Source organism: Dokdonella sp., from assembly GCF_035511235.1.
In the GTDB taxonomy this organism is placed as follows: Bacteria; Pseudomonadota; Gammaproteobacteria; order Xanthomonadales; family Rhodanobacteraceae; genus Dokdonella.
This window is the reverse complement of the sequence record NZ_DATKFQ010000013.1, coordinates 42,433-53,389: the sequence shown is the minus strand read 5'-3', so window position 1 is coordinate 53,389 and position 10,957 is coordinate 42,433. Positions and strand designations below refer to the sequence as shown.

The 10,957-nt window shown below is 70.7% G+C and carries 7 protein-coding genes; 3 read left to right on the top strand and 4 right to left on the bottom strand.

All coding sequences use genetic code 11. The features are described 5' to 3' along the window. Positions 1–132: 132 nt before the first annotated feature. Positions 133–1,959 carry an LTA synthase family protein gene (locus tag VMR06_RS07575; RefSeq protein WP_325374753.1) on the bottom strand — a complete coding sequence of 609 codons (1,827 nt, stop codon included), beginning with the start codon at positions 1,957–1,959 and terminating at the stop codon, positions 133–135. A gap of 113 nt (positions 1,960–2,072) precedes the next feature. Between VMR06_RS07575 and glnE the strand changes: the two genes are divergently transcribed. After that, positions 2,073–4,955, top strand: a complete 2,883-nt coding sequence (glnE, locus tag VMR06_RS07570) for a bifunctional [glutamate--ammonia ligase]-adenylyl-L-tyrosine phosphorylase/[glutamate--ammonia-ligase] adenylyltransferase (RefSeq protein WP_325374749.1) — start codon at positions 2,073–2,075, stop codon at positions 4,953–4,955. Between the two features lie 73 nt (positions 4,956–5,028). Here glnE and VMR06_RS07565 read toward each other — a convergent pair whose 3' ends face one another. Continuing rightward, complete coding sequence (locus VMR06_RS07565; RefSeq protein WP_325374742.1) at positions 5,029–5,661, bottom strand: GPP34 family phosphoprotein; 633 nt, start codon at positions 5,659–5,661, stop codon at positions 5,029–5,031. 109 nt (positions 5,662–5,770) lie between these two features. Next, positions 5,771–7,069: a serine hydrolase domain-containing protein gene (locus VMR06_RS07560; protein WP_325374740.1), complete on the bottom strand. Its 1,299-nt coding sequence runs from the start codon at positions 7,067–7,069 to the stop codon at positions 5,771–5,773. Between the two features lie 100 nt (positions 7,070–7,169). Here VMR06_RS07560 and VMR06_RS07555 point away from each other — a divergent pair, with 100 nt between their 5' ends. After that, positions 7,170–7,757: a LemA family protein gene (locus VMR06_RS07555; protein WP_325374738.1), complete on the top strand. Its 588-nt coding sequence runs from the start codon at positions 7,170–7,172 to the stop codon at positions 7,755–7,757. Positions 7,758–7,830: 73 nt separating this feature from the next. Further along, positions 7,831–9,783, top strand: coding sequence for a M48 family metallopeptidase (locus VMR06_RS07550; RefSeq protein WP_325374736.1), 1,953 nt, complete (start codon positions 7,831–7,833; stop codon positions 9,781–9,783). Between the two features lie 13 nt (positions 9,784–9,796). On the opposite strand, the gene VMR06_RS07545 is transcribed toward VMR06_RS07550, so the two are convergent. Next, complete coding sequence (locus tag VMR06_RS07545) at positions 9,797–10,903, bottom strand: PilT/PilU family type 4a pilus ATPase (RefSeq protein WP_325374734.1); 1,107 nt, start codon at positions 10,901–10,903, stop codon at positions 9,797–9,799. Positions 10,904–10,957: the final 54 nt, after the last annotated feature.

Here is a 10,957-nt window from a genome sequence, read left to right as displayed (position 1 = left end):
GCACTGAAAACACCTCGTGGGGAGGGAGAGCCCGCTACAGCCGCCTCGGCGCTGTAGCGGGCTTTTTTCATGTGCGGGCCGCGGCGCCGCGGGGAGGCGTGCGAGACGCTGGCCGCGGCGCCGGCGCCGCTCTCAGGGCGCCAGCGCTTCGGTCGGTTCGACCACCGGCTCGGCGGCGAGCGCCTCGTCGAGCAGCGACGGCAGCTCGCCGCGCAGCTGCAGGCGTGCCAGCGCGAGCAGACCCTCGTATTCGGCCTCGGCCAGCTCGCGGTCGTCCAGATCGATCTGCGCGCGCAGCGTGTCGATCACCGCGAAGTACGGCTCGTCGCGAATGCCGGCGGCATCGAGCAGCAGCGCCGGCAGCAGCCAGCTGCGCGTATCGAAACGCTGCGGCCGCGGCCGGGCGCTGTCGTAGAGCAGCCACGGCACGGTCTGCTGCTGCGCGTCGCGCTCGTCATCGAAGCCGAGCTGGTGGTAGACCGGCGGCAGCGCCGGCAGGTGATCGCCGTAGAACAGCACCAGGGTGCGGCGCTTGCGCTGTTTCAGCGACTCCACGAGGCGGCCGAATTCGCGGTCGGCGTCTTCGAGCAGGTACAAATAATTGCCGAACCAGTAGCGGCCGCCCTCGTCGAGACGCTCGGGCATCAACAGCCGTGCCAGTCGATCGGCGTCCAGCCCCGGGCGCCAGTCGAACGGCCCGTGGTTCTGCATGCTGATCGCGAACACGAACTGCGGCCGCGCGTCGCCGTCGAGCTCGGCCAGGATGCGGTCGGTCAGCGCGGCATCGGACGTGAACAGGCCGACGACGTCGTCCTTCGAAAACGCGCCGACGTCGATGAACTGCTCGAAGCCGAGCGCCGGATAGGCCTTGCCGCGATTCCAGAACGCCGCGGAGTTCGGATGGATCGCCGTGGTCCGGTAGCCCTGGCGCGCCAGGATCGAGGCCAGGTTCGGCAGGTCGTGGCGGTGCAGCTCCAGCCACGGATACTGCAGCCCGCCGAGCGTGTCGAGCGGCACGCCAGTCAGCACCTCGAACTCGGTGCGGATCGTGCCGCCGCCGAATGTCGGCACCGTCATCTCGCCGGCCTTGGCGCGCTTGCGCAGCCGGTGGTACTCGCGCAGGAACTGACCGCTCGGCACGTCGCGCAGGCGCGCCGGGTCGAACAGCGATTCGCTCTGCAGCACCACGATGTCCGGCGCGCCCTCGGCCGGCAGCGCGGCCAGGCGTGCGCGCAATGCGGTGCCGTGATCGTGCAGCAGGCCGAGTGCCGCATCGCGGTCGGCCCGCGGCACGTCGCCGCCGCCGAGCTCCCAGTGGTACATCAGCAAGGCGCCGATCAGGCCGACATGCGTCGTGCTCTCGGCCAATGCCCAGGGCTCGAAGCCGAGCCGGCGCGCGTCGAACACGCGCTTCCACGGCGCGCTGCCGGCGACCATCGTGACCGTCGCCGCGATCGCGAGGCCACCCAGCGCGACACGGCGCCAGCCGGCCAGCCCCGCCTGGCCGGGGCGGTTCCACAGCAGCAGCGTGAACAGCACGCCGGCCGCCATCGGCAGCAGGTGCCGCGTCTCGAACGAGACGTAATGGCCGAACAGCTCCAGCGCCGGTCCCGGTTCGCGCAGGAAGCGCAGGTCCGCCGGCAGCAGCGGCGTCTGCAGATGCTGCAGCTTGGCGGCATTGGCCGCGTACAGACCGGCGACCGCCAGCAGCGTCAGCCAGCACGCCAGCGCCAGCCGGCGGGTCAGCGCCCACAGCGCCAGCAGCAGGCCGAGCGCTGGCAGCGTATTGATCGCGACCAGGCCGAAGCCGCCGCCGGCGCGCGCGACCGGCGCCGCAAAGGCCGGGTCGAGCCGATCGACCATGACCATCAGCAAGGCGACGCAGATCAGCAGGCCGAACCCCATGCGCAACGGCAGGCGCCCGACCGGCGATTGGCGGATGGACTCGATCAGCTTCATGACAGGGACGTGACAATGCCATGAACCGATGAGGGACGCATGAATCGCCGGCACCGCCCGGCGACCGGCTGTGCGGCGGTCGCCGGCTGCGCGCGATCGCGGATAATCGCGCGATGCCCGATACCTTCCGACGCCCCGTGCTGCCGGCCGCGCTGGCCGCCCTGCTCGACCAGCGCCTGTCGCGCCTGGAGGCGGCCTGCCGCCAGGCCGACGTTCCGTTCTACGACGACGCCGGCGTCGACACGCATCTGCTCCAGGTGCTGCTGGTCAGCGACTTCGCCTACGAGACCTTGCTGCGCGCGCCGATCCTGCTGGGCCCGGAGCTGGTGCGCCTGATGGGCGACCCGCGCCATGCCGACGCGCGCGCCGGCCATCTGGCCGCGATCGACGACGAGGCGATGCTGCGCGCCGAGCTGCGGCGCTTCCGCAAGCGCGAGGCGATCCGTCTGATCTGGCGCGACGTCAACGGCCTCGATCCGGTCGAATCGACGCTGGCCGGTGCCAGCGTACTGGCCGAGTGCTGCCTCGAGGCGGCGCTGCGGCATGCCGAGCGCCAGTTCGCGGCGCGCCACGGCCACGTCCGCGCGGCGGACGGTTCGGTGCAGCGCCTGGTCGTGTTCGGCCTCGGCAAGCTCGGCGGCAGCGAGCTCAACTTTTCGTCCGACATCGATCTGATCCTGGCCTATCCGGAGGCCGGCAGCAGCGACGGCGCGCGGCCGCTCGACGCGGAGACCTTCTTCACGCGGCTCGGCCAGCAGGTGGTGTCGCTGCTGGCCGAGCACACGGTCGACGGCTACGTCTACCGCGTCGACCTGCGGCTGCGCCCGTTCGGCAGCGTCGGGCGCGTCGCGCTGTCGTTCGCGGCGATGGAGCAGTACTACCAGCGCGAGGGGCGCGACTGGGAGCGCTACGCCTGGATCAAGGGACGTCCGGTGGCGGGCGACCTCGCCGCCGGGCAGCGCCTGATCGAGGTACTGCGGCCGTTCGTGTTCCGGCGCTATTTCGACTACACCGCCTTCGCCGGCCTGCGCGAGATGAAGACGCTGATCGACGCCGAGGTCGCGCGCAAGGATCTGGCGGCCAATCTCAAGCTCGGGCCCGGCGGCATCCGCGAGATCGAGTTCGTCGTGCAGCTGATGCAGATGATCCGCGGCGGCCGCGAGCCGGCGCTGCGCGTACGCGGCCTGCTGCCGGCGCTGGCCGCCTGCGAACAGCTCGGCGTGATCCCGGCGCAGCGTGCGCGCCGCCTGCGCGAGGCGTACCGCTTCCTGCGCCGCGTCGAGAACCGCGTGCAGATGTTCGCCGACCAGCAGGTCCACGACGTCCCCGCCGAGGACGAGGCGCGACAGCGCCTGGCGCTCGGGCTCGGCCATCCGGACTGGCCGGCGCTCAAGAGCGAACTGGACCGGCAGCGCGCCGTCGTCGCCGAGGAATTCGATGCGGTCATGGCGCCGGCGCGGCGTGCGCCGGAGGACCGGGCAGCGGCCGGCTGGGCCGCGGTCTGGCAGGACTTCGTCGAGCACGGCGTGCGGGCCCGGGTGCTCGCCGAGGCCGGCTTCGATCCGCCCGAGGCACCGGCCGCCGCGCTCGAGACGCTGCTGGCCAGCCCCGCCCTGCGCGCCGCCTCGGCACGCGCCCGCGCGCGTCTGGACCGCGTCGTGCCGGCGCTGTTCGCCGCGGCGGCCGACACCGCGGCTCCGGCGCCGTGCCTGGTGCGTCTGCTCGGCCTGGTGCACGCGGTGGCGCGCCGCTCGGCCTATCTCGCCCTGCTCGACGAGCAGCCCGGCGCGTTGAAGCGCGTCACGCGCGTGTTCGCGGCCAGCGCGTTTCTCGCCGAACGGGTGACCGCCCATCCATTGCTGCTCGACGAACTGTTCGACGACCGTCACGAGGCGGCGGTACCGGACCGCGATGCGGTCGAGGCCGAGATCGGGCGGCGTCTGGCGGCCCTGCCCGACGGCGACGCCGAGGCCGAGATCGAGGCGGTCCAGGATGCGCGACTGGCTGCCGCGTTCCGGATCGGCCTGGACTTCCTCGCCGGGCGTCTCGAGGCGGTCGCCACGGCGCGGGCGCTGGCCGGCGTCGCCGAGGCGGTGCTCGGCAGCGTACTGCGGCTGGCCGAGCGCGATCTGGCCGCGCAGCACGGACGCCTGCCCGGCAGCCTCGACGAGTCGTCGGGCCTGACGATCCTCGGTTACGGCAGTCTCGGCGGCAGCGAACTCGGCTTCGGCTCCGATCTCGATCTGGTGTTCCTCTACGACGGCGCCTGCGCGCAGGCCGAGTCGCTCGGACCGCGCCCGCTCGAAGGCACGCGCTACTACGCGCGCCTGGCGCAGCGCGTCGTGCACTATCTGACCACCCTGACGCGCTCGGGCCGCCTCTACGAAGTCGACGTGCGCCTGCGCCCGGACGGCGGCAAGGGCCTGCTGGTATCGAGCCTGGACGCCTACATGGCCTATCAGCGCGAACGCGCCTGGACCTGGGAGCATCAGGCCCTGGTGCGCGCGCGCCCGGTCGCCGGCGACGTCGCGCTCGGGCGGCGTTTCGCCGAATTCCGCCAGGAGGTGCTCGCCGTGCCGGTCGACGCGCCGCGCCTGCACGGGCAGATCGTCGACATGCGCCGGCGCTGGCGGATCGAGCGCGACCGTTCCGATGCCGCGCAGTTCGATCTGAAGCAGGGACGCGGCGCCCTGGTCGACCTGGAGTTCCTGCTGCAGGGCATCGTGCTCGAGCACGCGGTCGATGCGCCGTCGCTGCTGGCGTCGGGCAACAGTGCCGATCTGATCGAAGCGGCCGCGCGCGCCGGACTGCTGTCGGCCGACCAGGCACAGGCGCTGGCGGCGGCGCATGCCGCACTGCTCGGGCGTTCGCTGTCGTGCACGCTCGATGCGCGTTCGCGCGTGATCCGCCGCGACCCGGACGTCGAGCGCCACGCCGATCGCGTCAGCACCGTCGCGGCCGCGCTGGATTTCGACTTCGCGGCACCGTCCCGGTAGCGGTCCGGCTGGAGCGAGGCGCCGGCTCGATGCCGGCCATCGCGCAGCGGGCGCCGGCGCGGTCGCCGCGCGGTCAGAAATCGGCCAGCGCGTGGCGGATGCCGGCGGCCAGGGCGCGGTCCGCCGTCGTCTCGTGCCGGGTCAGCGGCAGGTCCATCAGCAGCCGCGTGGCCTGATCGTAAGCGTCGCCGGGCACGTACTGCGCGATCTGCCCCGCGTATTCGCCGAGCACGAGCAGGGCGAGCTGCCGCAGCGAGGGCTGCGGCGCGGCCACGGCGCCTTGCAGGGCCGCGACCGCCTCGTTGCGTGCCTGCAGCGAGCGGATCGGATAGTGGATCGGCGCCCATGGCCACCAGGCCGGACGGCGCGCGCGGTGCAGGTGGTCGCGGCGCACCAGGCCGTCGAGCAGTTCGCGCGCCAGCGGCGCCATGCGCGTGGCCAGCAGATCGATCGCCGCCGATACGCGCAGTCCATGGCTCGGCGTGCCGATCACGCGCAGCGCCTGGCCGAGCAGCGGATGACTGACCGGCAGCGAAGACTTCAGCGCGACGTGATCGGCTTCGTAGCGCAGCCGCTGCTGCTCGGCGAGGTCGAACAGCAGCGCCGCGGCGGCGAGCACGTCCGGATCGATGTGGGCGCGTACCGGCGTCAGCACGCCGCTGGCTGGTTCCAGTACCAGCAGTATCGATTGTTCGGCGATCAGCACGATCGGTCGTCCTTGTGGCCCGGGCGAGGACGGGCCCGGGATCGATGATCACGCAGCGGCCGGCGGCCGTACAGCCTGCGGATGTCGAAAAATGTCTCGCGCCGGCTGCTCAGTTGGCACGGCGGGTCGGCACCCCGGCCGTCGCCGCGGCCGGCTCGATGCCGGCCCAGTCGACCGCCGGCAGACCGAGGTAGCGGTCCATCACCATCGGCAGCAGGCCCGACGGCAGCGGCGACTCGCTGTTCCAGAGCATGACGATCCCGAACCGGTACCTGGGCAGAAAGCCGACCATGCCGCGATAGCCCTGTACCGCGCCGGCATGAAACACCATCGTCTCGCCGGCGTAGTCGAAAATGCGCCAGCCGAGGCCGTAGTGCGCCGCGAGCAGCCGTCCGCGCCGCCACGGCGTGGTCGTCTGCTCGTGCGCGGTCGGAATCTGCGGGCTGTGCAGCTGGTCGAGGATCGGCAGCGGCAGCACGCCCGGACGTCCGCCCATCTGCGCGATCAGCCATTCCTCCATGTCGCGGATGCTGGCGTTGACGCCGGCGGCCGGCGCGATCCGGTAGTAGTTCTCCTTCGGCTGGAACGACTGGAAGCGATCGCCGATCCGGCGGTGCGGCCGTGCCCACGACGCCGAGTTCTCGAGGCCGTCGCGGCCATAGGTCGCGGTCGTCATGCCGAGCGGATGGAACAGGCGCTTCTCGACCTGGTGATAGAAGAAGTCGCCGGTGGCCGCGTAGGTGACGTCGCCGATCAGGCTGAAGGAGATGTTCTGATAGCCGTAGCAGGCGCCGACCGAGCACACCAGCGGGACTTCCTTGAGCCGCTCGACCAGCAGCGGATACGGCTCGTCGGCCTCGAGCAGGCGGTCGTAGGTATTGCTCGGCAGACCGACGCGCTGGCTCAGGATGTCGCGGACGGTCAGGCGCTGCCCGCCTTCGACGTCGGCCAGCGTGAAGGTCGGCAGCATCTCGGCGATGCGCGTATCCCAGCGCAGGCGATCGTCGCCGACGACCAGCGCCGCCAGGGCGCTCGCGAAGCCTTTCGACAGCGATGCCAGGCGGAAGGCCGTCGTCGCGGTGACCGGCGTCTGCGTGTTCCAGTCGGCGTAGCCGGCGACGCGCTCGAGCACGACGGTATCGTCCTTGACGATCGCGACGGCGAGACCGGCGACCTGCCCGCTGGTCTCGATCGCGTCGAGCCAGCGGTCCGCATCGGCGACCACCGTGGCGGTGTCGACCGCGACCGCGTGCGGATCGACGCGCGGCACGATCAGCGGCAAGGCGGCAGCCGGCGCGGCCTTGCGGGCGGCCTTCTTCCGGGGAGCGCCGATCGTATCGGTCGCGGTGGTCGTCCCGATCAGTACGGTGAACAGAAAAATCAGCAGATTTCGGGTGGTACGACTCAACGCGAGCCTCCGGGGACGTCGGCATGGTCATGCTATTCTGCGGCCGGCAGCGGTTCAACCCGGTGCCGACGTCCACCATCCAGCACGGGGATATCGTCCGATGGGTTCGATCGTTTTCCTGGTCATCGTCGCAGCGGTCGCGTTCTGGGCGATCGGCCTCTACAACGGCCTGGTCACGGCCCGCAACGCGTACAAGAACGCGTTCGCGCAGATCGACGTGCAGCTGACGCGTCGCTACGACCTGATTCCGAACCTGGTCGAGACCGCCAAGGGCTACATGAAGCACGAGCGCGAGACGCTCGAAGCGGTGATCCAGGCGCGCAACTCGGCCGTGTCGGGCCTGTCGGCGGCCAAGGCCAATCCCGGCGACGCCGCGGCGATGCAGCAGCTGGCGCAGTCCGAAGGCGCCCTCGGCGCGACGCTCGGCCGCCTGTTCGCGCTGGCCGAGGCCTATCCGGACCTCAAGGCCAACCAGAACATGATGCAGCTCTCCGAGGAGCTGACCTCGACCGAGAACAAGGTCGCGTTCGCGCGCCAGGCGTTCAACGACTCGGTGATGACCTACAACAACCAGCGCGAAGTCTTCCCGAACTCGCTGATCGCCGGCATGTTCAACTTCCAGCCGGCCGAACTGCTGCAGATCGAGGCGCCCGAGAAGCGCGAGCCGGTCAAGGTGTCGTTCACCTGATCGATCGGCCCGGACCGTCGCGCGGCCAGTCTCGCGCGCGACGGTCGACGGCCGGTCCGGAGGCTCGCGCGGCATGGATTTCTTCGCCCATCAGGCCCAGGCGCGCAAGCAGTCGCGCCGCATGATCGGACTGTTCGTGCTGGCCGTCGTCGCGATCGTCGGCCTGATCGACCTGGCCTTCATCGTCGGTTTCGGCCACGAGATGATCCGCGCCGGCGACGCGGCCGGATCGGTGCGTGCCCTGCTCGTGCTGTCGCTGTTGGTGGCCGCGGCGATCGGTGCCGGTTCGCTGTACCGGATCGCCACGCTGCGCGGCGGGGGCGCTGCGGTCGCGCGCCAGCTCGGCGCCACGCCGGTACCCGAGAACACCGCCGATTTCGCGTATCGGCGGTTGCGCAACATCGTCGAGGAGATCGCGATCGCCTCCGGGGTGCCGGTGCCGGACGTCTACGTGCTGGAGGAGGACGCCGGCATCAACGCGTTCGCGGCCGGCTACTCGCCGGCCGACGCGGCGGTCACGGTCACGCGCGGCGCGCTCGACAAGCTCGACCGGGACGAGCTGCAAGGCGTGATCGCGCACGAGTTCAGCCACGTGCTCAACGGCGACATGCGCCTGAACATCCGCCTGATCGGCGTGATCTTCGGCATCCTCGTGATGGCGACGATCGGCCGCAAGATCATCGAGGTGGCCGGTCGCGGCCGCGGCCGCAGCACCGGAGGCATCGTGCTGTTCGGCGCCGCGCTGTTCGCAGCGGGCTACATCGGCGTGCTGTTCGCGCGCATGATCAAGGCTTCGGTGTCGCGGCATCGCGAGTACCTGGCCGATGCGTCGGCGGTGCAGTTCACGCGCCAGACCGAGGGCATCGCCGGTGCCCTGAAGAAGATCGGCGGCCTCGCCGAGGGTTCGCGGCTGAGCGGCGACGACCGCGAGGAGGTCGCGCACATGCTGTTCGGCGACGGCGTCGGCTATTCGGCATGGTTCGCGACGCATCCGCCGCTGGTCGAACGCATCAAGCGGCTGCAGCCGCGCTTCGACCCGGCTGAATTCGCCGCGATCGCAGCCGCCTGGTCGCAGCCGGTACGCGTCGGCGACGTCGAGGCGTCGAACGTGTCGATCTCGGGCTTCGCTCCGGCCGCGGTCGCCGCGCATCTGGCGTGCGCGCCGGCCGCCGCGCCGGGCCGGCTGCCGCCGGCCGATGCGGTCGTGTGCGTGGAGCCCGAACGCGTCTCGCGGCAGGTCGGCAATCCCGGCACCGACGATCACCGCGCCGCCGGCGTCATCCACCACGCGATTCCCGACCCGCTGCGCGAGGCGGCCTATCGCCAGGAGCGCGCGATGGCGGTGGTCTTCGCGCTGCTGCTCGCACCCGATGCGGCCGTGCGCGCACGCCAGCTCGGCGCGATCGAGCGCCGCTTCGACGCCGGCACGCGCGTCGACGCCGAGGCGCTGGCGGTGGTCGTCGCGCAACTGCATCCGGTGCAGCACCTGCCGCTGGCCGCACTCGCGTTTCCGGCGCTGCGCCGCCGGCCGCGGCCGCAGCTCGACCGCTTCCTGGCGGTGCTCGACGAGCTGATCCGCGCCGACGACCACGTCTCGCTGTCGGAGTACTGCCTGGCGCGTCTGGTCCGGCTGCAGGTGATCGAGGCGCTCGATCCGTCCGCGGCGTGCGGCGTCGGCCGCTACAAGCTGCCGCAGCTGGCCGGCGAGCTCGCCGCGGTCTTCGCGATCCTCGCGCAGCACGGCCACGGCGACGCGCGCCTGGCCTCGCGCGCGTACCGCCTCGGCCTGCACGAAACACTGCCCGACTCGACCGCGCCGTACGCGCCGCCGGCCGACTGGATCACGGCGCTCGACCATGCGCTGCCGCGGCTGGATCTGCTGGCGCCGGCCGGCAAGGAACTGGTCGTGCGCGGCCTGACCCTGGCGATCGGCGAAGACGGCGTGATGAGCGTCGCCGAGGCCGAGCTGCTACGGACGATCTGCGCGGCGCTGCATTGTCCGCTGCCGCCGATCCTGCAGCGCTGAGGCGGCCTCGGGATCAGAACGTGCCGGCGTCGAAGGTCTCTTCGGCCATCGGCGAGTCGCCGCCTTCGGCGAGCCGGATCTTCAGCGCGAGGCCGTCGCGCGAGTCGGCCTTGTTGAGTGCTTCCTCGAGGTCGATCTTGCCTTCCTTGTAGAGCGCGTAGAGCGCCTGGTCGAAGGTCTGCATGCCTTCCTGCAGGCTGCGGTCCATCGCTTCCTTGATCTCGTGCACCTGGCCGCGCCGCATCAGGTCGCGGATCATCGGCGTGTTGATCAGCACCTCGGCGGCCGGCAGGCGGCGGCCGTCCTTGCCCATCACCAGACGCTGGCTGATGACCGCCTTGAGGTTCAGCGACAGGTTCATCAGGATGTTCTTGTGCGCCGACTCCGGGAAGAAGTTCAGGATGCGCTCGAGCGTCTGGTCGGCGTTGTTGGAGTGCAGCGTCGCCAGGCACAGATGACCGGTTTCGGAGAACGCGATCGCCGCCTCCATCGTCAGCGCATCGCGGATCTCGCCGATCATGATGACGTCCGGCGCCTCGCGCATCGCGTTCTTGAGCGCCTCGTGGAAGCCGTGCGTGTCCAGACCGACCTCGCGCTGGTTGACGATCGACTTCTTGTGCCGGTGCAGATATTCGATCGGATCCTCGACCGTCAGCACGTGGCCGGAGATGTTGATGTTGCGGTAGTCGATCATCGAAGCCAGCGTGGTCGACTTGCCCGATCCGGTCGCGCCGACGACCAGGATCAGGCCGCGCGGCTCCATGATCAGGTCCTTGAAGATCTGCGGCAGGCGCAGTTCCTCGATCGACGGGATCTCGCTCTTGATCGCGCGGATCACCATGCCGACTTCGCCGCGCTGCTTGAACACGTTGATGCGGAAGCGCCCGGCGTCCTTGACCGCGATCGCCATGTTGAGCTCGAGATCGCGCTCGAACTGCGGCACCTGGCCCTCGTCCATCAGCGAGTAGGCGATCTTCTTGACCATGCCGTTGGGCAGGCCGGTATTGCCGAGCGGATAGAGCTTTCCCTCCACCTTGATGTGGACCGGCGCGCCGGTGGTCAGGAACATGTCCGACGCACCTTTCTCGGTCATCAATTTGAGAAAGTAGCCGATATCCATCGCAGGTATCCCCTCAGGCCGCTGCGGTGCGGTTGCCAAAGCCGTGCGGAGCTT

Bases quoted from the DNA above. Each gene is read 5' to 3' on its own strand.
- glnE (WP_325374749.1), top strand. From the start codon at position 2,073: ATGCCCGATACCTTCCGACGCCCCGTGCTGCCGGCCGCGCTGGCCGCC.
- VMR06_RS07555 (WP_325374738.1), top strand. From the start codon at position 7,170: ATGGGTTCGATCGTTTTCCTGGTCATCGTCGCAGCGGTCGCGTTCTGG.
- VMR06_RS07550 (WP_325374736.1), top strand. From the start codon at position 7,831: ATGGATTTCTTCGCCCATCAGGCCCAGGCGCGCAAGCAGTCGCGCCGC.
- VMR06_RS07575 (WP_325374753.1), bottom strand. From the start codon at position 1,959: ATGAAGCTGATCGAGTCCATCCGCCAATCGCCGGTCGGGCGCCTGCCG.
- VMR06_RS07545 (WP_325374734.1), bottom strand. From the start codon at position 10,903: ATGGATATCGGCTACTTTCTCAAATTGATGACCGAGAAAGGTGCGTCG.